This is a genomic window from Streptomyces sp. NPDC087787, from assembly GCF_044743035.1.
Lineage (GTDB): Bacteria > Actinomycetota > Actinomycetes > Streptomycetales > Streptomycetaceae > Streptomyces.
The window spans coordinates 322,046-344,772 of the sequence record NZ_JBIUVQ010000006.1 but is presented as its reverse complement, the minus strand read 5'-3'; the positions used below and the strand labels follow the sequence as shown (position 1 = coordinate 344,772).

18 protein-coding genes and 1 rRNA gene are annotated in these 22,727 nt (G+C 72.2%); 11 read left to right on the top strand and 8 right to left on the bottom strand.

All coding sequences use genetic code 11. From position 1 onward, the window contains the following. Positions 1 to 93 (top strand): 5S ribosomal RNA (rrf, locus tag ACIOWN_RS12980); the annotation flags it as partial. A gap of 115 nt (positions 94 to 208) precedes the next feature. Here the strand turns inward: rrf and ACIOWN_RS12975 are convergent. From ACIOWN_RS12975 to ACIOWN_RS12955, 5 genes are read right to left on the bottom strand one after another with little or no spacing between them, the layout of a single operon-like run. Continuing rightward, positions 209 to 1,519: a DUF58 domain-containing protein gene (locus ACIOWN_RS12975; protein WP_362357133.1), complete on the bottom strand. Its 1,311-nt coding sequence runs from the start codon at positions 1,517 to 1,519 to the stop codon at positions 209 to 211. Then, positions 1,519 to 2,508, bottom strand: a complete 990-nt coding sequence (locus ACIOWN_RS12970; RefSeq protein WP_362357131.1) for a MoxR family ATPase — start codon at positions 2,506 to 2,508, stop codon at positions 1,519 to 1,521. Before ACIOWN_RS12970 ends, ACIOWN_RS12975 begins: the two co-directional genes overlap by 1 nt. Beyond that, positions 2,508 to 3,704, bottom strand: coding sequence for a DUF4350 domain-containing protein (locus tag ACIOWN_RS12965; protein ID WP_401982124.1), 1,197 nt, complete (start codon positions 3,702 to 3,704; stop codon positions 2,508 to 2,510). The genes ACIOWN_RS12970 and ACIOWN_RS12965 overlap by 1 nt, the downstream gene beginning before the upstream one ends. Continuing rightward, the gene (locus tag ACIOWN_RS12960) at positions 3,701 to 4,471 is read right to left on the bottom strand and encodes a DUF4129 domain-containing protein (protein WP_401982122.1); all 771 of its coding nucleotides are present in this window, start codon (positions 4,469 to 4,471) and stop codon (positions 3,701 to 3,703) included. The genes ACIOWN_RS12965 and ACIOWN_RS12960 overlap by 4 nt, the downstream gene beginning before the upstream one ends. Before the next feature lie 4 nt (positions 4,472 to 4,475). Next, on the bottom strand, positions 4,476 to 5,876 hold the full coding sequence (locus ACIOWN_RS12955; RefSeq protein ID WP_362357125.1) for a hypothetical protein: 1,401 nt from the start codon (positions 5,874 to 5,876) through the stop codon (positions 4,476 to 4,478). A 140-nt stretch (positions 5,877 to 6,016) separates the two neighbouring features. On the opposite strand from ACIOWN_RS12955, the gene mtnA reads away from it, so the two are divergent. From mtnA to ACIOWN_RS12920, 7 genes are all read left to right on the top strand, one after another. Beyond that, positions 6,017 to 7,159, top strand: a complete 1,143-nt coding sequence (mtnA, locus tag ACIOWN_RS12950) for an S-methyl-5-thioribose-1-phosphate isomerase (protein ID WP_362357123.1) — start codon at positions 6,017 to 6,019, stop codon at positions 7,157 to 7,159. 121 nt (positions 7,160 to 7,280) lie between these two features. After that, on the top strand, positions 7,281 to 7,970 hold the full coding sequence (gene mtrA / locus ACIOWN_RS12945; protein WP_009188938.1) for a two-component system response regulator MtrA: 690 nt from the start codon (positions 7,281 to 7,283) through the stop codon (positions 7,968 to 7,970). Position 7,971: 1 nt separating this feature from the next. After that, positions 7,972 to 10,044 carry an MtrAB system histidine kinase MtrB gene (gene mtrB / locus ACIOWN_RS12940; RefSeq protein WP_362357121.1) on the top strand — a complete coding sequence of 691 codons (2,073 nt, stop codon included), beginning with the start codon at positions 7,972 to 7,974 and terminating at the stop codon, positions 10,042 to 10,044. Then, the gene (locus ACIOWN_RS12935) at positions 10,034 to 11,872 is read left to right on the top strand and encodes an LpqB family beta-propeller domain-containing protein (RefSeq protein ID WP_401982118.1); all 1,839 of its coding nucleotides are present in this window, start codon (positions 10,034 to 10,036) and stop codon (positions 11,870 to 11,872) included. The genes mtrB and ACIOWN_RS12935 overlap by 11 nt, the downstream gene beginning before the upstream one ends. 197 nt (positions 11,873 to 12,069) lie before the next feature. Beyond that, positions 12,070 to 12,954 carry a ComF family protein gene (locus ACIOWN_RS12930; RefSeq protein WP_401982116.1) on the top strand — a complete coding sequence of 295 codons (885 nt, stop codon included), beginning with the start codon at positions 12,070 to 12,072 and terminating at the stop codon, positions 12,952 to 12,954. Between the two features lie 316 nt (positions 12,955 to 13,270). Then, the gene (gene hpf / locus ACIOWN_RS12925; RefSeq protein WP_362357115.1) at positions 13,271 to 13,957 is read left to right on the top strand and encodes a ribosome hibernation-promoting factor, HPF/YfiA family; all 687 of its coding nucleotides are present in this window, start codon (positions 13,271 to 13,273) and stop codon (positions 13,955 to 13,957) included. A gap of 215 nt (positions 13,958 to 14,172) precedes the next feature. After that, on the top strand, positions 14,173 to 14,919 hold the full coding sequence (locus tag ACIOWN_RS12920; protein WP_401982114.1) for a response regulator: 747 nt from the start codon (positions 14,173 to 14,175) through the stop codon (positions 14,917 to 14,919). A gap of 24 nt (positions 14,920 to 14,943) precedes the next feature. Here ACIOWN_RS12920 and ACIOWN_RS12915 read toward each other — a convergent pair whose 3' ends face one another. Both ACIOWN_RS12915 and ACIOWN_RS12910 read right to left on the bottom strand, forming a co-directional pair. Continuing rightward, positions 14,944 to 16,146: a DNA glycosylase AlkZ-like family protein gene (locus tag ACIOWN_RS12915; RefSeq protein ID WP_362357111.1), complete on the bottom strand. Its 1,203-nt coding sequence runs from the start codon at positions 16,144 to 16,146 to the stop codon at positions 14,944 to 14,946. Between the two features lie 68 nt (positions 16,147 to 16,214). After that, positions 16,215 to 16,793, bottom strand: a complete 579-nt coding sequence (locus ACIOWN_RS12910) for a GNAT family N-acetyltransferase (RefSeq protein ID WP_362357109.1) — start codon at positions 16,791 to 16,793, stop codon at positions 16,215 to 16,217. A 294-nt stretch (positions 16,794 to 17,087) separates the two neighbouring features. Between ACIOWN_RS12910 and secA the strand changes: the two genes are divergently transcribed. Next, on the top strand, positions 17,088 to 19,904 hold the full coding sequence (secA, locus tag ACIOWN_RS12905) for a preprotein translocase subunit SecA (protein WP_401982111.1): 2,817 nt from the start codon (positions 17,088 to 17,090) through the stop codon (positions 19,902 to 19,904). An 89-nt stretch (positions 19,905 to 19,993) separates the two neighbouring features. Here secA and ACIOWN_RS12900 read toward each other — a convergent pair whose 3' ends face one another. After that, on the bottom strand, positions 19,994 to 20,527 hold the full coding sequence (locus ACIOWN_RS12900; protein WP_362357105.1) for an Rv3235 family protein: 534 nt from the start codon (positions 20,525 to 20,527) through the stop codon (positions 19,994 to 19,996). 770 nt (positions 20,528 to 21,297) lie between these two features. On the opposite strand from ACIOWN_RS12900, the gene ACIOWN_RS12895 reads away from it, so the two are divergent. Continuing rightward, a complete protein-coding gene (locus tag ACIOWN_RS12895; RefSeq protein ID WP_362357103.1) occupies positions 21,298 to 21,813 on the top strand; it encodes a DUF6912 family protein in 516 nt (171 codons plus the stop codon). Positions 21,814 to 21,904: 91 nt separating this feature from the next. Beyond that, positions 21,905 to 22,573 carry an HAD hydrolase-like protein gene (locus ACIOWN_RS12890; RefSeq protein WP_362357101.1) on the top strand — a complete coding sequence of 223 codons (669 nt, stop codon included), beginning with the start codon at positions 21,905 to 21,907 and terminating at the stop codon, positions 22,571 to 22,573. Positions 22,574 to 22,727 lie beyond the last annotated feature (154 nt).

Genomic DNA, 22,727 nt, shown 5'->3' with positions numbered 1-22,727 from the left:
ACGCCCGGTTACATTCCGAACCCGGAAGCTAAGCCTCACAGCGCCGATGGTACTGCAGGGGGGACCCTGTGGGAGAGTAGGACGCCGCCGAACAAATTGTGAGAAAACCCCCGTGCCGTTGCACGGGGGTTTTCTGCGTTCATGGCCGGCCGACCGGCACTTGGGGAGAGAGTCCCGCTCCCCGTGCCTCGTCCCGGCCTTCGTTCTCTTAAAGCTTTCCCGCCGCCTTCAACGCCAGATACGCGTCTGCCAGCGTCGGCGCCAGATCGTCCGGCGTGGCGTCGACGACGGTGACACCGTGGCGGCGGAGTTGCTCCGCGGTGCGGTGGCGTTCTGTCTGCGCCTGGGCCGCGGCGGCGGCTTCGTAGACCGCGTCCACGTTTCCACGGGCCCCGGCCATTCGTGCCACCAGCGGATCCGCCACCGAGGCCACCAGGACCGCATGGCGCTTGGTGAGTTGAGGGAGCACGGGAAGCAGGCCCTCCTCGACAGGGGCCGCGTCCAGGCTCGTCAGGAGCACGATCAGCGAACGGCGCGGAGCCGTACGCAGGGCAGCGGCCGTAAGTCCGCGGGCGTCCGTCTCGACGAGTTCGGGTTCCAGTGCCGCCATGGCGTCGACCAGTGACGGCAGGACATCTCCCGCGGAGCGGCCCTGGACCAGGGCACGGACCCGGCGGTCGTAGGCCAGCAGGTCGACGCGGTCGCCGGCGCGGGAGGCGAGGGCCGCGAGGAGCAGGGCGGCGTCCATGGAGGCGTCCAGGCGTGGTGCGTCGCCCACCCGGCCCGCCGAGGTGCGGCCGGTGTCCAGGACGAGCAGGATGTGCCGGTCGCGTTCAGGGCGCCAGGTACGGACGGCGACCGCGGACTGGCGGGCCGTGGCGCGCCAGTCGATGGAGCGGGTGTCGTCGCCGGGGACGTACTCGCGCAGGCTGTCGAACTCCGTTCCCTCTCCGCGCACGAGCACACTGGTGCGACCGTCGAGTTCTCGCAGCCGCGTGAGCTTCGACGGCAGGTGCTTCCGGCTGGTGAACGGGGGCAGCACCCGTACCGTCCAGGGGACCCTGTGGGTGCCCTGGCGGGCGAAGAGCCCGAGCGGACCGTAGGACCGGATGGTCACGCGGTCCGCCCGGCGGTCGCCGCGGCGGGTGGGGCGCAGGCGGGTGGTGACGCGGCGGCGTTCTCCCGGTGGCACGGTCAGCCGGTGCCTGGAGGCCGCCGTCTCGGTGCCCGGCTGCCAGCTGCTGGGGGGCCAGGCGTCACGGAGCCGGGCGCGCAGCGGGCGGCGCGAGGGGTTCGTGACCGTGAGAGTGACGTCGGCGCTGTCGCCCAGGCGCACGGAGGTGTCCCCGGAGCGCGTCAGGACGAGGTTCCGCACCGGCGCCGCCAGGGCGTAGTCGCAGGCGCAGGCCACGGCCAAGGGGGCGTCCACGGCGAGGATGCCCGACCAGCCCGGGTCCCAGATGCCGACAGGGAGGGAGCCGAGGGCCGCGAGCAGCGCGGCGCGTCCGGTGAGAGCCATCAGCGGGGGACCGGGACGTGGGCGAGGATCGCGTTGATCACCGAATCGGCGGTCACGCCTTCCATCTCGGCCTCCGGGCGCAGCTGTACGCGGTGGCGCAGGGTGGACAGGGCGAGTGCCTTGACGTCGTCGGGGATGACGTAGTCGCGTCCGGTCAGCCAGGCCCAGGCACGGGCCGTCGACAGCAGTGCCGTCGCTCCGCGCGGTGAGACGCCGAGGGCCAGGGACGGGGATTCCCGGGTGGCCCGGCAGATGTCGACGACGTAGGCCGTGATCTCCGGAGAGACCGTGGTCCGGGCGACAGCGGCGCGGGCCGCGTCGAGGTCGGCGGGGCCGGCCACCGGGCGTACGCCAGCGGCGCGCAGGTCGCGCGGGTTGAAGCCGTCGGCGTGGCGGGTGAGGACGTCGATCTCGTCCTGGCGGGAAGGCAGCGGGATCGCCAGCTTGAGCAGGAAGCGGTCCAGCTGGGCCTCGGGCAGCGGGTAGGTGCCCTCGTACTCGACCGGGTTCTGGGTCGCGACGACCAGGAAGGGGTCGGGGAGCGGGCGGGGGGTGCCGTCGACGGTGACCTGGCGTTCCTCCATGGCCTCCAGCAGCGACGACTGGGTCTTGGGCGGGGTCCGGTTGATCTCGTCGGCGAGGAGGAGGTTGGTGAAGACCGGGCCGGGCTGGAAGGAGAACTCGGCGGTGCGGGCGTCGTAGACCAGTGAGCCGGTCACGTCGCTCGGCATCAGGTCGGGGGTGAACTGGACGCGCTTGGTGTCGATGTCCAGCGCGGCGGCGAGCGTGCGGACGAGCAGGGTCTTCGCCACTCCGGGGACTCCTTCGAGAAGGACGTGTCCGCGGCAGAGCAGGGCGACGACGAGGCCGGTCACGGCGGGATCCTGGCCGACCACGGCCTTGGCGATCTCGGCGCGCAGGGCCTCCAGGGAGGACCGGGCGTGGTCCGTGTCCCCGGTGCGCCCGGCGTTGTCAGTGGTCGGGTCCATCATGGACGGCGTACCTCTCTTTCGAGGGCGTCGAGTCGGTCGGCGAGGGTGACGAGGGCCGCGTCGTCGCCGGGCGGCGGGCCGAAGAGCAGGTCGTGCAGGGACTGACCCCCGCCGTGGAGGTGGTCGGACAGGGCGGGGAGCAGGGCCTCGGGCGTGTGCGCCTGAGAGACGGGGATGCCGACGAGGGGGGCCAGGCGGGTGCGTGTGGTGGCGCGAAGAGCGGTGGCGGCGCGGTCGCGGGCGTTCGCCTTGCGGTAGAGGCGGGCGCGGCCTTCGACGGTTTCGGAGGCGCGGATCGCCACGGGGAGTCGTTCGGGCACGAGGGGGCCGAGCCGGCGGGCCCGCCACAGGGCGGCGAGGGCCGCGGCGATGAAGAGTTGCAGGGTGCCCCAGAGCCAGCCCGAGGGGAGCAGGTCGAAGAAGTCGCGCTCGCCGGTGTCGGGGGCGGAGGCGTCGGAGAGCGAGGGGAGGTACCAGACCAGATGGGGGCGGGAGCCGAGGAGTTGCAGGGCGAGCGAGGCGTTGCCCTGCTTGGCGAGGCGGTTGTTGTAGAGGATGTCAGGGGTGCCGAGGACGACGGTGTCGCCGCCCTTGGTGGTCTGCGGGATGCGCAGCAGGGTGGGCAGACCGCCGCTCGGGTAGCAGGCCTCGGCGTTCTTGACGGTGGTCGCGTAGCGGATGCCGCCGCCGGTGTCCGCGTCGCCTGCGCGGCGGGCCGCGGGCAGGGAGCAGCGCGGGGAGAGCGTGGTGTCGAAGCTGGGCGTGTGAGCGGCGGTGACGCCGGGGGCCAAGCCGCTGACGGAGGGAAAGCCGGGGGCGACGAGGACAGTGCGTCCGCCGGAGGCGTCGGTCGCGTGGCGGAGCCGGGACTGCTGACCGTCCGTCAGCAGGTCGGGAAGGGCGACCAGAACGGTGGTGTCGGGGCCGGCGGCCGCGCGTGCCTGGTCGAGGGTGGTGACCACGCGTGTGGGGACGCCGTGGTCGGAGAGGAGCGCGGCGATGGCGCGGCTGCCGTAGGGATCGGCGGAGCGGGGGTCCAGGCGGCCGTGCTGGGCGCCCGACTGGACCGCGGCGATCGCGACGCCGGCGGCGAGGAGGAGGACGAGGGCGAGGAGGATCCCGCGCGTGCGGGTCCACACCTGGCGGCCGGTGGGCGAGACCGAGGTGGACGGGAGCGTGGCCTCAGTGGTCATCGGGCGGCCCCCTGGGAGCCGGCGGCCGTGCCGTTGCCGGCGAGTCGGGGCCTGGTGCGTTCCAGGTCGCGGTCGAGTTCGGCGATCCGCTGGTACGCCGCTTCGGTCGTGCTGCGGCCGCCGTATGTGACGTCGTCGAAGTCCCGGGCGGCGGCGCGCAGCCGTTCGGTGTGCGCGGGGAGGGCGCGGCCGGCCTCGGCGGCGGCCTCGTCGGCGGTGCGGCCGGGGCGTATGTCCAGCAGGGCTCGTTCCTCCAAGGAGCGGACGATGGCGCGCATGCGTTCCTGGACGGCCCGGTTCCAGTGGCCCTGGGCGGCGTGCGCCTCGGCGGCGGCGCGGTGTTCGGCGGCGCTGCGGGGGCGGTCGTCGAACAGCGTGGTGGAGGACGTGGGTCCGCGGCGCGGGGTGCCCAGGCGCCACCACAGCGCCCCGAGCACGGCGAGGACGGCCACGACGACGATGACCAGTCCGACGCCGCCGCCCGGCGTGGCGACCAAGGCGGAGCCGAACAGCTTGCCGAGCCAGTCCCAGAAGGCGTTCAGAGCGCGTTCCAGCAGGCCCGGGTCATGCTCGTGGTACATCGGCTTGGACAGTTCGCGCCCGGCCGCCTCCCGCGCCGGGTCGCGTGGGACGGTCACCGGTGGTTCGGCTCCGGAGCGCGACTGTGCCAGAACCGCGGCGTGGGCGTGCAGCGCGGTCCGCAGGGCTCCGGTCACGGCGCGTGGGAACGCCGGCAGTGCTGTGAGAACTCCCCCCGCCAGGCTCACGGCATCAGCTCCCGGAGGCTGGTGCGTCGGCTCCGTGACCCTGCACGCCGGCGGCCCGGGCCAGGTCCAGGTCGAGGGCCTCGCGGCGGATGCGCTGGTCGATGTAGAGCAGCACGGTGACGCCGGCCGTGATCGGGAAGGTGAGCGTGGAGCCGATCACTTCCCCGATCCCCGTGATGATCAGGTAGGCCCAGCCGATGTGCGGGGTGCCGTTGAGCAAGCCGGACATGTCGCCCCCGCCGAAGGCCACCGCGAGAGCGAGGAAGGGAATGGCGATGAGCGCGGAGACGAGGCCCGCGATGATTCCCGCCAGGAGCTGAATCCCGAAGACGCGCCACCACGAGCCGCGGATCAGCTTGGCGGAGCGGCTCATCGACTTGCGGATGCCCTGCTTCTCCAGCATCAGGGCGGGCGAGGCGAGCGAGAAGAGGACCGCCAGCCACAGCGCGGGCACGCAGGCCACCAGCCCGCCCACGACGGCCAGTGCTATGCCGCCCACGGGCGAACCCGTCTTGGCGACGAGGATCCCGGGCAGCGTGCCGACGACGATGACGCCGAGGCAGATGACCATCAGCAGGAAGACCAGCCCGAACAGCTTGAGCACCTGGGGACGGGCGTCCCGCCAGGCCTCCGCGGTGGTGACCGGCTTGCCGAGGACCGCACGGCTGGTGACCGTCGTGAGCAGCGCGGTGGCGATGACGGTGGAGACCAGGGAGACGATGAAGACGGCGCCGGAACCGAGCATGATGTCGCCCATGACGCGGCCGACTTCTTCGGCGGTGGCGTTCGGGTTGGTGAGGACCTGGCTGCTCGTGGTGCTGTCGACGAGCAGGCGTTGCACCAGAATGACGATGATCTGGGAGAAGACCGCGACGGCCAGGGTGATGCCCAGGACGGTGCGCCAGTGGGTGCGCATGGTGGACACCGTGCCGTCGAGGATCTCGCCCACGCCCAGCGGGCGCAGCGGGATCACGCCGGGCTTGGCGGCGGGGGGCGGGCCGCCCCAGCCGGCACCCCAGGCGCCGTAGCCACCGGGGCCGTAACCGGGAGCGCCGTAGCCTCCGGGGCCTCCGTAACCGGGGGTGCCGTAGCCTCCTGGGCCATAACCGCCGGAGCCCTGTCCGGCGGGGCCCTGTCCGGTCGGGGGCTGTCCGACCCAGCCGGGGCCGGCGGGGGGCGGTGGTGCCTGGCCGGGGGCCGGGGCTCCCGTGGGCGCGGACCACTGGCCCGGCGCCGGCTGCTCCTTGGACCACTTCACGCCGGGGCTCTGCGGCTGCTCGCCCGACGCGTCCGCGGGCGGGGCGGGGTCGGGGCGGCCGGCGGCGTCGGCAGGTCCGGACGTACCGCTCTCCTGCCCGTCGGACGGGGCGGATCCGGGCGAGGCCCAGCCCGGAGTGTCAGTCATCGTCGCTCCTTCACGGTGCCCGTCCGCCGTCGCGGCGGCAGGTCGGCTGCCATCGTGCCATGGGGTGGACTTCGGGCGACCGGCGGTGGTGGCGGCTGCGTACCTTCAATTGTCTGCCGGATACGGGGCAGACTGACGACATGGCTGATCAGTACGCGCAGACCCGCGAGGACGACCGGGCGGTCGGAACCTCGGCGATCCGCTGGGAAGAGCCCCCCGAGGGGCCGGTGCTGGTCCTTCTCGACCAGACCAGGCTTCCCGCAGAGGAGGTCGAGCTGGTGTGTACGGACGCGCCCGCGCTGGTGGAGGCGATCCGGTCGCTGGCCGTGCGCGGGGCGCCGGTGCTCGGCATCGCCGGGGCTTACGGCGTCGCGCTCGCCGCCGCGCGCGGCTTCGACGTGGACGAGGCCGCGACCGCGCTGGCGGCCGCCCGGCCCACGGCCGTGAACCTCTCCGTCGGTGTGCGCCGGGCGCGGTCCGCCCATCAGGCGGCGCTCGCCAGGACCGGGGACTCCCGGCAGGCCGCCTCGGCGGCGCTCGCCGCGGCGCGGCAACTGCACCAGGAGGACGCCCGGGCCAGTGCGCGGATGGCCGAGCACGGGCTGGCGCTGCTGGACGAGCTGCTGCCCGGCGGCGGGCACCGCGTCCTCACCCACTGCAACACCGGGTCGCTGATCTCGGGCGGGGAGGGCACGGCGTTCGCGGTGGCGCTCGCGGCGCATCGCGCGGGACGGCTGCGGCGGCTGTGGGTGGACGAGACCCGGCCGTTGCTCCAGGGCGCCAGGCTGACGGCGTACGAGGCGGCCCGCAACGACATGGCGTACACGCTGCTCACCGACAACGCGGCGGGCTCGCTGTTCGCGGCCGGTGAGGTGGACGCGGTGCTGATCGGCGCGGACCGTATCGCCGCCGACGGCTCGGTGGCGAACAAGGTGGGCAGCTATCCGCTCGCGGTGCTCGCGCGCTACCACCACGTGCCGTTCATCGTGGTGGCCCCGGTGTCGACGGTGGACCCGGCGACTCCGGACGGCGGGGCGATCGAGGTCGAGCAGCGACCGGGGTACGAGGTGACCGAGTTCCTCGCGCCCCAGGTGCCGGTGACGGGAGCCGGCGGCGGTCTCCCGGTCGCGCCGCTGGGCACCCAGGCCTACAACCCGGCGTTCGACGTGACCCCGCCTGAACTGGTCACGGCGATCGTGACCGAGGAGGGCGCCGTCTCGCCGGTGACCGCCGAGGGCCTGGCCGAACTGTGCGCCAGGTCGCGGGGGACCTCAACCGACTGAGCACCGGCACCCTGTTCCCGGGGTTCTCGGACCGGAGGCAGACAGTGACGGCTCGGTACGACTATCGTCACTGGCCAGTGAGCTGTCTCACCTGGATCTTCGCCACCGTTACGAGAATGGGATGATGTCGTTTATGAAGGGACGAGTCCTTGTCGTCGACGACGACACCGCACTGGCCGAGATGCTCGGGATCGTGCTGCGTGGTGAAGGTTTTGAGCCGTCTTTTGTGGCCGACGGCGACAAGGCGCTGGCCGCCTTCCGTGAGGCCAAGCCTGATCTGGTCCTGCTCGACCTGATGCTGCCCGGTCGTGACGGCATCGAGGTGTGCCGCCTGATCAGGGCGGAGTCGGGGGTGCCGATCGTGATGCTGACGGCCAAGAGCGACACGGTGGACGTCGTCGTGGGCCTGGAGTCGGGCGCCGACGACTACATCGTGAAGCCGTTCAAGCCGAAGGAGCTCGTGGCCCGTATCCGGGCGCGGCTGCGCAGGTCGGAGGAGCCCGCGCCGGAGCAGCTCGCCATCGGCGACCTCGTCATCGACGTCGCGGGGCACTCGGTGAAGCGGGACGGGCAGTCGATCGCGCTGACGCCGCTGGAGTTCGACCTGCTGGTCGCGCTGGCCCGCAAGCCGTGGCAGGTGTTCACCCGAGAGGTGCTCCTGGAGCAGGTCTGGGGCTACCGGCACGCGGCCGACACCCGTCTGGTGAACGTGCACGTCCAGCGGCTGCGCTCCAAGGTCGAGAAGGACCCGGAGAAGCCGGAGATCGTGGTGACCGTCCGCGGTGTCGGTTACAAGGCCGGACCGAGCTGACGTGTCGGAGGACAGCGCCGCTTCGGCGCCCGGGAGTACCGGGACCCGCGCGGGGCGGCCTGTCGGCCGGACGACCGCCGGCTCCCGCTGGGGACGCCTCCTGGAGGGCGGGCTGCTGCACGGCGGCGTCCAGGGCAGTCCCGTCCTGCGTCTCTTCCTGCGCTGGGTGCGCCGGCCGCTGCTGCCCGTGATGCGGCTGTGGCGGCGCAACATCCAGCTCAGGGTCGTCGCCACCACCCTGCTGATGTCGCTGGGCGTGGTCCTGCTGCTCGGTTTCGTCGTCATCGGCCAGGTGCGCAACGGACTGCTCGACGCCAAGGTGAAGGCCTCGCAGAGCCAGGCCGCCGGCGGTTTCGCGGTGGCCAAGCAGCGGGCCGACGAGGCGGCGACCGGCACGGGCGACGACGCCTCCGCCGCGGACGGCCACTCCTCGCAGAACGTCATCCAGTGGATGAGCGACCTGGTGTCGTCGCTGTCCAGCGGCGGTCAGGGCGCCTTCGACGTGGTCACGCTGCCCGCCGGCGAGGACAGCGGGGGCGGGCGCGGACCGCGCGCCTCCGGCGGTGTGGATTGGGCGGCGAGTGTTCCGGAGGAGCTGCGCGCCCGCATCAACAACAGCATGGTGGCCGCGCAGAGCTACGCCCGCATCGTCTACCAGGGCGGCGACAAGGGCTCCCAGCCCGCGCTGGTCATCGGCAAGCAGGTCAACGACCCCAACGGCGATCCGTACCAGCTGTACTACCTCTTCCCGCTCACCCAGGAGGAGAAGTCGCTGAGCCTGGTCAAGGGCACGCTGGCGACGGCCGGACTCTTCGTCGTCGTACTCCTCGGAGCCATCGCCTGGCTGGTGGTGCGGCAGGTCGTCACGCCGGTGCGGATGGCGGCCGGGATCGCCGAGCGGCTGTCGGCCGGGCGGCTTCAGGAGCGCATGAAGGTCACCGGTGAGGACGACATCGCGCGTCTCGGCGAGGCCTTCAACAAGATGGCGCAGAACCTCCAGCTGAAGATCCAGCAGCTGGAGGAACTGTCGCGTATGCAGCGCCGGTTCGTCTCCGACGTCTCGCACGAGCTGCGCACGCCGCTGACGACCGTGCGGATGGCCGCCGACGTCATCCACGAGGCGCGCGAGGACTTCGATCCGGTCACCGCCCGCTCGGCGGAACTGCTCGCCGACCAGCTCGACCGGTTCGAGTCGCTGCTCGCGGACCTGCTGGAGATCAGCCGCTTCGACGCGGGCGCGGCGGCGCTGGAGGCGGAGCCGATCGACCTCAGGGAGGTCGTGCACCGGGTCGTCGGAGGCGCGGAGCCGCTCGCCGAGCGCAAGGGCACGCGGATACGGGTCGTCGGCGACCAGCAGCCCGTCGTGGCGGAGGCCGACGCCCGGCGGGTGGAGCGCATCCTGCGCAACCTGGTCGTCAACGCGGTGGAACACGGCGAGGGCAGGGACGTCGTCGTCAAGCTCGGCGCGGCGGGCGGAGCGGTCGCGGTCGCGGTGCGCGACTACGGCGTCGGGCTCAAGCCGGGCGAGGCGACCCGGGTGTTCAGCCGCTTCTGGCGGGCGGATCCGGCGCGCGCCCGCACTACGGGCGGTACCGGTCTGGGGCTGTCGATCGCCTTGGAGGACGCCCGGCTGCACGGCGGCTGGCTTCAGGCGTGGGGTGAGCCGGGCGGCGGCTCGCAGTTCCGGCTGACGCTGCCCAGGACCGCGGACGAGCCGCTGCGGGGCTCGCCCGTCCCGCTGGAACCGAAGGACTCGCGCCGCAACCGCGGGCTCGACGACGCCGGTCTGCCGAGCGGGAAGCGTGCCACCGTGCCGGCGCAGGCGACGGGTGAGCGGACGGCGTCGCCGCGGGACCCGATCGCGTCCCGGCCGGCGGTGGCCCCGACGGCCGATCCGACGGCGCTGCCCGGCAACGGCGCGCGCGTGGTGCCCCGGCCGGCCTCGGGTGAGCGACGGCAGGAGGCGGTGTCCGCCGTGGACGCGGCGGATGACGGGTCGGCGGACCTCGCGGTGGCTGAGAAGGCCGAGCCGCTGGACGTGACACAGCAAGGGGAGGCATTTCGTGGGCACTGACCGCGTGGGGGGCGTGCGGCGGCCGGTGCGCGCGGTGGTGTACGCCGCTTGTGGGGTCGTGCTGCTGGCGGGGTGCGCCTCGATGCCGGACCGCGGGGATCTGCGCGACGTGGAGTCCACCCCGCGCCAGGACAGCCAGTTGCAGGTGTTCGCCATGCCGCCCCGGGAGGACGCCCCGCCCGCGGAGATCGTACAGGGCTTTCTGGAGGCGCTGACCAGCGACGATCCGCAGTATGCGACGGCGCGTCAGTATCTGACGAGGGGCGCTTCGGGGGACTGGCGGCCGGAGCGGTCCACGACCGTGCTCGCGGGTGGCCCGGACATCCAGGTCGATCGCGTCACGGAACGCGACAGCACCGACAACTACGCGTTCACCCTGACCGGCAGCAAGGTGGCCCGGGTGGACGACCAGCAGTCGTACACGCCGATGGGCGGCCACTACAGCCAGCCGGTTCATCTGACGCAGGACAAGAAGAGCGGGCAGTGGCGCATCGACGTGCTGCCGCAGGGCGTCGTCATGGGCCAGTCGGACTTCCAGCGCAACTACATGTCCGTCAACAAGTACTACTTCGCCTCGAACACCTGGGCGGACGTTGCGCCGGCGGCGACCGCCGTCGCCGATCCCGTCTTCGTGCGGCGGCGCGTGGACGCGATGACGCAGGTGGTGCGCTCCCTGCTGAGCGGGCCCACGAAGTGGCTCGGACCGGCGGTCAGTTCGAGTTTCCCGGCCGGGACGGCGCTGCGCCGCGGCGTCACCTCGCTCGTGCCCGACGACCAGAACCGGCTGACGGTGCCGCTGAACGAGAAGGCCTCCGGGGTCGGGCGCGAGGAGTGCCGCCAGATGGCGACCCAACTGCTGTTCACGCTGCAGAACCTGACACCCACCGTGGACGCCGTCACGCTCCAGGGCGCCGACGGCGGCACCCTGTGCTCGTTCGAGTCGGGCCGGGCCGAGACCGTCGCCACGCGCGGGTCGGTGAAGCGGCCCGACTACCTGTACTTCGTCGACGACAAGCAGCGGCTGGTGCGGATCTCCGACACGGGTACGGCCTCGGGTGCCGAACCCGTGCCGGGGGCGCTGGGCGAGGGCGTCCAGAAGCTTCAGTCGGCAGCGGTGTCGTGGGACGAGCGCACCGCGGCCGGGGTCGGCTCCGACGGCAGGTCGCTGTTCGTGAGCTCGCTCGTGGCGGGCGGCGCCCTCGACGCGCCGGCGCTGCAGAGCCAGGGCAGGGCCGAGGACGACCGGCTGACGGCACCGAGCTGGGACGCGCGCGGTGACCTGTGGGTGGCCGACCGCGATCCCGCCCGGTCGCGGCTGTGGGTCCTGGAGCAGGGCGGCGGCGAGCCGCTCGAGGTGAAGGTCCCGGGTCTGAAGGGGCGCGTCGACGCGGTGCGGGTGGCCGCCGACGGGGTGCGGATCGCACTGGTGGTCAAGGCGGACAACAACAGCAAGTCCCTGCTCATCGGGCGGATCGAACGCGACGAGAAGGCCGGGGAGCGGCCGGTGGTGTCGGTGCTCGGACTGCGTTCGGCGGCTCCCGAGCTGGAGAACGTCACCGCCATGTCGTGGGCCGGGGACAGCCGGCTCGTGGTGGCCGGGCGGGAGCAGGGGGGCGTGCAGACGATGCGGTACGTCCAGGTCGACGGCTCCACGCCGGAGGGCCCGCCGCCGGCCGCGCTCACCGGGGTGCAGTCGATCGCCGCCGCCGAGGACGACCGGCTGCCGCTGGTGGCGTCCTCCTCGGAGGACGGGATCGTCCGGCTGCCGTCCGGGGCGCAGTGGCAGAAGGTGACCAAGGACGGGATGGCGCCGGTCTATCCAGGCTGACGCATCGCCAGGGCCTCTCGTTTGGATCATGCCGGGCTCGCGGGGTCCTATGCCGTCGGGCAGCGATCCGGCCTGATCCAAACGAAAGACCCTAGGTCCCCCGTGTGGGTGAAGTCCTGTTGGCGGTGGGCGGAGTTGTCCACAGGCCGTTGTCCACAGGGCTGGCCGGGACGGTGCGCCGTCGGCACAGTGGAGGCATGCACGGGTGGTGGCAGGACCTCACCGACCTGGTGCTGCCGACCGAGTGCGGAGGCTGCGGCAGGCCCCGTACGGTGCTCTGCCCTCGGTGCCGTGCCGCCCTGAGCCACGGCGCACCACGCCGGGTGCGCCCGGTGCCGGAGCCGTACGGACTTCCGGCGGTGTACGCGGCGGCGCGGTACGCGGACGCGGCGCGGGCGGCCCTGCTCGCCCACAAGGAGCGGGGCGCACTGGCTCTCGCCCGCCCGCTGGGCGCGGCGCTGGCGGGTGCGGTGGGGGCCGGGCTGCGCGCGGCCGGGGTGGGATCGGCGGCGGAGGGAATGGCGGGGAGAACGGGAGCGGGTGCCGGGGCGGCCGTGCTGCTCGTCCCGGTGCCGTCCGCGCCGCGGGCGGTGCGGGCCCGGGGGCACGATCCCGCGCGGCGGATCGCGCTCGCCGCGGCCGGTGAGCTCCGGCGGTCGGGGACGCCGGCCCGGGCCCTGCCGGTGCTGCGACAGCGGCGTGCCGTGGCGGACCAGGCGGGGCTGTCCTCCCGGCAGCGGCTGGAGAACCTCGCCGGCGCGCTGGAGGCGGCCGCGGGCGGTGCGCGGCTGTTGCTGAGCGGTCCGGTGGTGCTGGTCGACGACGTCATGACGACGGGTGCCTCGCTGACGGAGGCGGCGCGGGCGGTGACGACGGCCGTGTACACGGCGCGGGTCCGGGAAGGGATGAGGAAACGGAAGCCGGGATCACGGCAGAAGGAGGGGAACACGATGTACTGCCCACCGGAAGTGGCGGGAGAACCGGGAGAACCGGGAGAAGCGGAAGAACACGGAGCCGGTGTGGTGATCTGCGCGGCGGTCGTCGCGGCCTCTCCGGATTCCTTCGGAATAGAACGGAACTGACTGAGAACTTGCATCGTTGCAGGTAATGAGCGGGTCAATTCATCTGAACGGAGGTACGCGGCAGTAGAGGGTGACGTCATCCGTCCGGGCGAGATATGTTCGGGATGTGAGGGAAAGGCGCAGGCCATCCCCGCCATATCCGAATGCCGTGCTGCGGGTTTTTCGTCATCACCCGTACCGGTCGGGTGGAGATCTCGCCCGCGGGGGAGGAGGAGGTGGACGTCACCGAGTCCGAGGTTCCGGAGTTCACCGGAACCGGGTGCACAAGGGAGATGCTCCGCCGTCGGAGCGGAGCGATCCGGGAACGGAGTTCTGCGTGGACATCGTCGTCAAGGGCCGCAAGACCGAGGTGCCCGAGCGGTTCCGCAAGCACGTGGCCGAGAAGCTGAACCTGGAGAAGATCCAGAAGCTCGATGGCAAGGTGATCAGCCTCGACGTCGAGGTGTCCAAGGAGCCCAACCCCCGACAGGCCGACCGCTGCGACCGGGTGGAGATCACCCTCCGCTCCCGCGGTCCGGTGATCCGGGCGGAGGCGGCGGCCAGCGATCCGTACGCCGCGCTCGACCTGGCGGCGGAGAAGCTCGGGGCCCGGCTGCGCAAGCAGCACGACAAGCGTTTCTCGCGGCGTGGCGCACGCCGGATCTCGGCCGCCGAGGTCCCCGACCACGTCCCCGGTGCGGCCACGCTGAACGGCAGCGGTCAGACCGCCACGGAAGCGGACGCGGGCCAGGTGCCCACCAAGAAGGTCGGCTCGCTGGAGGTGCAGGGGGACGGACCCCTCGTCGTCCGCGAGAAGAACCACGTCGCTTCCCCGATGACCCTCGACCAGGCCCTCTACGAGATGGAACTGGTCGGGCACGACTTCTATCTCTTCGTCGACTCCGAGACCAAGGAGCCCAGCGTCGTCTACCGGCGGCATGCCTATGACTACGGAGTGATCCACCTCAGGACGGACACGATGGTCACTCAGGCGCCCGAGGCGGGCGGCACGCTGGGCGGTTGAGCCACCCCGGCCGGCAACAACAGCTGTGACGGTGCCCCTGGAGCGCGGTGTGCGCCCCCAGGGGCATCGGTGTGCGCCCCCTTCACACGGCGCTTGGTCACCGCAGTGCCGGCCGGACATGGAATCATGGCGGCAACGGCCCAACCGATGGGCCGTTGCCTTGGGTTGGCCACAGCACCACAGACCGGGCCACAGCCTCAGGGGGAGGAACAACGATGGCGGACAGCTTCGGACCGATGCGGGTCGGGGACGCCGACGGTGGCGCCGTCGGCGTGGGACCGGAAGCGGCAACTGCGCGCAAGGAGCCGATCAGAGTCCTTGTCGTGGACGACCATGCCCTCTTCCGCCGAGGTCTGGAGATCGTGCTCGCCGCTGAGGAGGACATCCAGGTGGTCGGAGAGGCGGGCGACGGCGCCGAAGCCGTCGACAAGGCCGCCGACCTGCTGCCCGACATCATCCTGATGGACGTCCGCATGCCCAAGCGCGGCGGGATCGAGGCGTGCACGTCCATCAAGGAGGTCGCGCCCAGCGCCAAGATCATCATGCTGACGATCAGCGACGAGGAGGCCGACCTCTACGAGGCGATCAAGGCCGGCGCCACCGGCTATCTCCTGAAGGAGATCTCCACGGACGAGGTGTCCACCGCGATTCGCGCCGTGGCCGACGGACAGTCGCAGATCAGCCCCTCCATGGCGTCGAAGCTGCTCACCGAGTTCAAGTCGATGATCCAGCGGACCGACGAGCGCCGTCTCGTCCCCGCTCCCCGGCTGACGGACCGTGAGCTGGAGGTGCTCAAGCTCGTCGCCACGGGGATGAACAACAGGGACATCGCCAAGGAGTTGTTCATCTCCGAGAACACGGTGAAGAACCACGTCCGCAACATCCTGGAGAAGCTCCAGCTGCACTCCAGGATGGAGGCCGTGGTCTACGCGATGCGGGAGAAGATCCTGGAGATCCGGTAGCGCCCGGCGGCGCTGCCCGGACGGTCAGCCGACGGCGCGGGCCAGCTCCAGCACGAGGGGCTCGCGCAGCTCGGGCGCTTCCACCCGCTCCACGCGCACGTCCGTGCAGTCCACCCAGCTCGCCGCCTCGACGAGCGCCTGGGCGACCGCGGGCACGGACCGGACGCCGTCCAGGGTGACCTGCTTGGCCACGAGGGTGCGGCCTTCCCGGGCGGGGTCGACACGGCCGACGAGACGGCCGCCGGCGAGCACGGGCATCGCGAAGTAGCCGTGGACCCGCTTCTGCTTGGGGACATAGGCCTCCAGGCGGTGGGTGAAGCCGAAGATCCGCTCGGTGCGCGCCCGCTCCCAGACCAGCGAGTCGAACGGGGACAGCAGCGTGGTGCGGTGACGGCCGCGCGGGGGCGTCGCCAGCGCCTCCGGGTCCGCCCAGGCCGGCTTGGACCAGCCCTCGACCGTGACCGGGACGAGCCCGGAGTCCCCGATCACCGCGTCGACCTGCTCGGCCTTGAGGCGGTGGTAGTCCGCGATGTCCGCGCGGGTGCCCACGCCCAGGGACTGGCCGGCCAGCCGGACCAGCCGGCGCAGGCACTCGGTGTCGTCCAGCTCGTCGTGCAGCAGCTCCCCGGGGATGGCTCGCTCGGCGAGGTCGTACACCCGCTTCCAGCCCCGGCGCTCCACGCAGACCACCTCGCCGTACATCAGGGCGCGCTCGACGGCGACCTTGGCGCCCGACCAGTCCCACCACTCGCTGGTCCTCTTGGCCCCGCCCAGCTCCGTCGCCGTCAGCGGGCCCTCGGCGTGCAACTGCTTGACGACCTGGTCGTACGCCCCGTCGGGCAGCTCGTGGTTCCAGTGCGGGCGGCCGCGGTAGGCGCGGCGGCGGAAGGCGAAGTGGGGCCACTCCTCGATGGGCAGGATGCAGGCGGCGTGCGACCAGTACTCGAAGGCGTGCGGAGGCTCCGACGCCGCGCCCGTGGACGCGGCCGTCCAGTAGGCCCCCTCGACGGTCCTGCGGCCGACCGCGCCCAGGCGGGCGTAGGGCACGAGCTCGTGGGAGCGGGCGAGCACCGAGATGGTGTCGAGCTGGACCGCGCCGAGGTGCCGCAGGACGCCGCGCACGCCGGACCGCCGGTCGGGCACGCCGAGGAAACCCTGGGCACGCAGGGCGAGGCGGCGGGCTTCGTCCGCCGAGAGGTCGGTGCTGGGACGCGGGAGCGAGGTCATGGCTCGCACGATAGAGGGCGGCACCGACAACGCGGCCTGAGCTGCGCTTTCGTCGCCGGCCGCCGGCCCTAGGACGGCGCGGGCAGGTACGGCGCCGCCGAGGGCAGGCTCAGGTCGGACGGCAGCAGGGAGCCCACCCAGCAGTCCCGCCGTACCCCCTTGTTGTTGAGTCCCGAGCGGAGGATGCCCTCCACGGTGAAGCCGACCCGTTCGGCGACCGCGCGGGAGGCGCGGTTGCCGACCTCGGCGCGCCACTCCAGGCGGTCCACGGCGAGCTGGGTGAAGGCCCAGCGGGCGACGGTGAGGGAGGCCTCGGTCATGTAGCCGTTGCCGCGATGCTCCTTCGTGGCCCAGTAGCCGATCTCGGCCTCGCCCAGCGACCGCATCGTCATGCCGAGCGTGCCCACGAGGTCTCCCGAGGCGCCGGCCAGGAAGAGGCCGAACGTGAACATCGAACCGTTGGCCCAGCCCACCGGCACCATGTCCTCGGTGAAACTCCGCGCGTGCTCGGGCAGGTACGGCGAAGGGAGCTGGGAGAGCCAGCGCTGGATGTCCGGGTCCTGCACGGCCGCGTACACCGCGTCGGAGTCCCCGGGGAGGAGCGTGCGCAGGAGCAGACGGTCCGTGGTGAGCGTGACGGGTTCCATCGCCCGATTCTGCTCGGGGGCCGCGTGGGCCGCCAACCTTTTCCCGGCGTGCCACGGGCCGACCGCACCCCGCCGCGCGAGGAAGTGAGCGCAATTCGCGCAAATCGCCGCCGGAACACGGCACCATCCGGGGCACCCGGACGTTGTTCCCGTGGAGGCCCCGCGAAGCCGCGGACGGGTGGCCTTGCGGCAGGCCCTCCCGGCTCGGCCGTGTCCTCGCATACGATGGCCGTTGCTCAGTACGTGAATGGAAACCAACCGTCCCAGGCCCGACCGGCAAGGAGACCAACCCCCGTGTCCGTCCTCTCGAAGATCATGCGTGCAGGCGAAGGCAAGATCCTGCGCAAGCTGCACCGCATCGCGGGCCAGGTCAACTCCATCGAAGAGGACTTCGTCGCCCTCTCCGACGCCGATCTGCGTGCCCTCACCGATGAGTACAAGCAGCGGTACGCGGACGGCGAGAGTTTGGACGACCTGCTCCCCGAGGCGTTCGCCACGGTGCGCGAGGCGGCCAAGCGTGTCCTCGGCCAGCGGCACTACGACGTCCAGCTGATGGGCGGCGCCGCCCTGCACCTGGGTTATGTCGCCGAGATGAAGACCGGCGAGGGCAAGACCCTGGTCGGCACCCTGCCCGCCTATCTGAACGCCATCTCGGGCGACGGCGTGCACATCATCACGGTCAACGACTACCTGGCCGAGCGCGACTCGGAGATGATGGGCCGCGTCCACAGGTTCCTGGGTCTGTCCGTCGGCTGCATCCTCGCGAACATGACGCCGGCCCAGCGCCGCGAGCAGTACGGCTGCGACATCACCTACGGCACGAACAACGAGTTCGGCTTCGACTACCTCCGCGACAACATGGCGTGGTCCCAGGACGAGCTCGTCCAGCGCGGCCACAACTTCGCGATCGTCGACGAGGTCGACTCCATCCTCGTCGACGAGGCCCGTACGCCGCTGATCATCTCCGGCCCGGCCGACCAGGCCACCAAGTGGTACGGCGACTTCGCCAAGCTGGTCACCCGCCTGAAGAAGGGCGAGGCGGGCAACCCGCTCAAGGGCGTCGAGGAGACCGGCGACTACGACGTCGACGAGAAGAAGCGCACGGTCGCCATCCATGAGGCCGGTGTCTCCAAGGTCGAGGACTGGCTGGGCATCGACAACCTCTACGAGTCGGTGAACACCCCGCTCGTGGGCTACCTGAACAACGCCATCAAGGCCAAGGAGCTCTTCAAGCGCGACAAGGACTACGTCGTCATCGACGGCGAGGTCATGATCGTCGACGAGCACACCGGCCGTATCCTCGCCGGCCGCCGCTACAACGAGGGCATGCACCAGGCGATCGAGGCGAAGGAGGGGGTGGACATCAAGGACGAGAACCAGACGCTCGCCACGATCACCCTGCAGAACTTCTTCCGCCTCTACAGCAAGCTCTCCGGCATGACCGGTACGGCGATGACCGAGGCCGCCGAGTTCCACCAGATCTACAAGCTCGGCGTGGTCCCGATCCCGACCAACAAGCCGATGGTCCGCAAGGACCAGGCGGACCTGATCTACCGCACCGAGGTCGCCAAGTTCGAGGCGGTCGTCGACGACATCGCCGAGAAGCACGAGAAGGGCCAGCCGATCCTGGTCGGCACCACCTCGGTGGAGAAGTCCGAGTACCTCTCGCAGCAGCTCAGCAAGCGCGGCGTCCAGCACGAGGTGCTCAACGCCAAGCACCACGAGCGCGAGGCGTCCATCGTCGCGCAGGCCGGCCGCAGGGGCGCGGTGACCGTGGCGACGAACATGGCCGGTCGCGGTACGGACATCAAGCTCGGCGGCAACCCGGAGGACCTCGCCGAGGCGGAGCTGCGCCAGCGCGGCCTCGACCCCGAGGAGCACATCGAGGAGTGGGCGGCGGCCCTGCCGGACGCCTTGCAGCGCGCCGAGGCGGCGGTCAAGGCCGAGAAGGAGGAGGTCGAGCGGCTCGGCGGCCTGTACGTGCTCGGCACCGAGCGGCACGAGTCGCGCCGTATCGACAACCAGCTGCGCGGTCGTAGCGGCCGTCAGGGCGACCCGGGTGAGTCCCGCTTCTACCTCTCCCTGGGCGACGACCTGATGCGTCTGTTCAAGGCGCAGATGGTCGAGCGCGTGATGTCGATGGCGAACGTGCCGGACGACGTGCCGATCGAGAACAAGATGGTCACGCGCGCGATCGCGTCCGCCCAGTCGCAGGTCGAGCAGCAGAACTTCGAGACGCGCAAGAACGTTCTCAAGTACGACGAGGTGCTCAACCGGCAGCGCGAGGTCATCTACGGCGAGCGGCGCCGCGTCCTGGAGGGCGAGGACCTGCAGGAGCAGGTGCTCCACTTCATGAGCGACACCATCGACGCGTATGTCGGGGCGGAGACCGCCGAGGGCTTCCCGGAGGACTGGGATCTCGACCGGCTGTGGGGCGCCTTCAAGCAGCTCTACCCGGTGAAGATCACCATCGAGGAGCTGGAGGAGGCGGCCGGGGACCGCGCGGGTCTGACGGCGGAGTTCATCAGCGAGTCCATCGAGGACGACATCCGCGAGCAGTACGAGGCCCGCGAGGCGCAGCTCGGCTCGGAGATCATGCGTGAGCTGGAGCGCCGGGTGGTGCTGTCGGTGCTGGACCGCAAGTGGCGCGAGCACCTCTACGAGATGGACTACCTCCAGGAGGGCATCGGCCTGCGCGCGATGGCGCAGAAGGACCCGCTGGTCGAGTACCAGCGTGAGGGCTTCGACATGTTCACCGCGATGATGGAGGGCATCAAGGAGGAGTCCGTCGGCTACCTGTTCAACCTGGAGGTCCAGGTCGAGCAGCAGGTCGAGGAGGTGCCGGTCGAGGACACGAAGCCGGTGGCCGACCTGGAGAAGCACGACGCGGTTCCGGCGCAGGCCGGCGCGCGCCCGGAGATCCGGGCCAAGGGGCTGGACGCGCCGCAGCGGCGTGAGCTGCACTTCTCGGCGCCGACCGTGGACGGCGAGGGCGGCATCGTCGAGGGTGAGTTCTCCACGGACGGCGAGCCCGTGCGCTCGGAGGCCGACGGTCTCACGCGTGCGGAGCGGCGCAAGCAGGCGAAGGCCGGGCGCCGTCGCAAGAAGTGACCGCCGTTCACTGAGACATCCGGCAGCGGCCGGGGAAGGGCCGGGCACCCTCGGGGTGCCCGGCCCTTCGGCTCGGCCGCGGTTCGCCGTCAGGGCAGGTCGTCCCGTGTGCGGGGCATACGGGGGCCGCCCAGCTCCACCGCGGTGCAGCGCCAGCGCCGGTCGCGGCCCTGCTCCAGGCGGAACGCCATCGCGCGCAACTGGTCGCCCGCGCCGATGCGGGCGAAGGCCTCCACGGCGCCCGGGCGGGGCTCGTAGTAGCCGATGTCGCGTACGACGGGGCGGGCGCCGCGGGTGCGCAGCGTGCCGCGCTCGGTGAGCCACGCGAGCTCGTCGTAGGCGCGGCCCGCGGTGTGCCGCAGCATCCAGTGCACGGGCCGCTGCCCGCTGAGCACGGCGAGCAGCCGATCGGCGAACAGGTCGGTGGCCATGGGCAGCGAAACGGCCCGCGCGGCACCGGGAGCCCCGGAATCCGCCGGGGCGGGTCCGTCGGCGCCGATCCCCGCCGCGAGGGCGGTCTCGCCGACGCGGATACCTGCCGCGCGGGCTGCCCCGTGGGCGTGGATGCCCGCCGCGCCTGCGGCAGCCGCGGTGGGGGCCGCGTCCGCGTCGGCGCCGGGCACGGACCGGTACGCACCCGCCCGAAGGACTCGGGCTGCGCCTCCTGTCCGACCGGGGGCGGCCGCGGAACTCACGCCCGCGCGGGCTGCCGGGTCGGCGCCCGCGTATGCCGTTCCCGTCCTGTGGGGCTCGACCGGGTCGACGGGTGGCCTCGTCGGGGCTGCGGTGCCGTTCGGCCTCGGTACGGGGCCCCCTGAGGCTCGCGTGCCGGTACGCGTCCGGCGGGGGCCGAGAGGGGTCGCTGGGGGCCGGGTGTCCCGGGGGCCGGTGGGGACCGCGGGGGTGTGGCGGGGCGGGGGGTTGTCGTCGGCTGTGCGGGGGAGGGTTCCTCCCGGGGTGCGGGGTGGGTGGCCGCCGGGGCGGCGGGGGTCGCGGCGGCCCTGCGGGTGGGCGCCCGGGCGGCGCTGGGTCCTGGTCATGACCTTGTTCATGGGTCCCCGTTCGGTGTTGTGCCCGGTGTCGGCGCCCACAGGCATGGGCCGGCCCGGGGCCGACCCGTTCGTACCGGGCAGTAACTTCCTGCTGGGGCTCTTGTACGGGTCCGAGGGCGCCGCGGCAAGGAAGGCGCGACGCGCGTCGGACCGTGGACCGGTTCACCCCTCCGTGTGATCGCGAACGTCGTCGGCCGTGCGGGGACTGGGGTGTACCGGGTGAGATGAGGGGTGCGCGGTGGACGGACAGGAGGTGTGGCCGGGGACTCGAAAGGGGACTCCCGCACGTATCCTGAGGGCCGTCCGGGCGGCGAGCCCTCCGACCACGAAAGCGGCCTGCCATGCGTGTCTACGTCCCCCTGACCCTCTCGGGCCTCGCCGAGGCGCACAGGACGGGGGAGCTGGGGACAGGGGCGCTCACCGCGTACGCCGTGACGCCCGCGCTGCGCGAGTGGTACCTCTCCGACGACGTCGAGGAGCTGGAGTACGCCGCGCTGAACCGGGCCGCGCTCGCGTCGCTGCGACTGCTGGCACTGGACCCGGGCGCCCCGCGGCGCCGCGTGGTGGTCGCCGTGGACGTGCCCGACGGCGCGGCGACGGCCGACCCCGACCGCGGGCTCGACCCGGCCGCGCTCGGCGAGGTGCGGGTGGCCGGTCCGGTGCGGCTGGCCAAGGCGGCCGCCGTGCACGTCGACGGCGGTGACGCGGAGGCGGACGTGACCGCCGCGACCGGGGCCCTGGGGGCGGCGGACGCGGGCGACGACGACGCCCAGTTCGTCGTGGACGGCGCCGAGGACCACGAACTGCTCTGGTACGCCACGCAGGAGATCCCGAACCTGGTGGGGCTCGGCGGCTGAGGCCGCTGAGCGCGACGGCATACGCGACCTGACCAGGGGTCGCGACCTGCCGTTCTCCTGATTGTCAGTGGCGGCGGGTACGTTTTCCGGTATGGGGAAACAGTCAGGGGCGCACATCGTCTGGGACTGGAACGGCACACTGTTCCACGACAACGACGCGGTCATCGGCGCGACGAACGCGGCTTTCGCCGAGCTGGGCATGGAGCCGATCACACTGGAGCAGTACCGGGCGCTGTACTGCGTGCCGGTCCCGAAGTTCTACGAGCGGCTGCTGGGCCGGCTGCCCACCGAGGCCGAGTGGGACGCGATGGACGGCGTCTTCCACCGGTACTACTCCGAGCACCGCACCGCATGCACCCTGACCGAGGGCGTCGTGGACCTGCTCACCGGATGGACGTCCGCCGGGCACAGCCAGTCGATCCTCAGCATGTACGGGCACGAGGACCTCGTCCCGCTGGTCCGGGGCTTCGGGATCGAGGCGCACTTCCTCCGGGTGGACGGGAGAACGGGGAGATCCGGCGGCAGTAAGGCCGAGCACATGGTGCGGCACCTGGGCGCGCTGTCCGAGACGGTGAACCCCGCGCGCACGGTGGTGATCGGGGACGCGGCGGACGACGCGGTGGCCGCGCGGCACGTCGGGGCGCGGGCGGTGCTCTACACCGGCGGCTCGCACAGCCGGGCCAGCCTGGAGGAGGTCGGCGTGCCGGTGGTGGACACCCTGCGGGAGGCGGTCTCGGAGGCGCAGCGGCTGGCCGACTGAGCGGCGCGGGGCGCGCGGCGAGGGGCACGGGAGGAGCGCGGGGGGGGGGGGGGGGGGGGGGGGGGCGCGGGGGGGCGGCCCGGGACCACGCGGGGGAGGACCCGGGGGGGCAACGCCGTGGGAGACGGGGGGGGGGAAGGGTGGGACGTGCGCG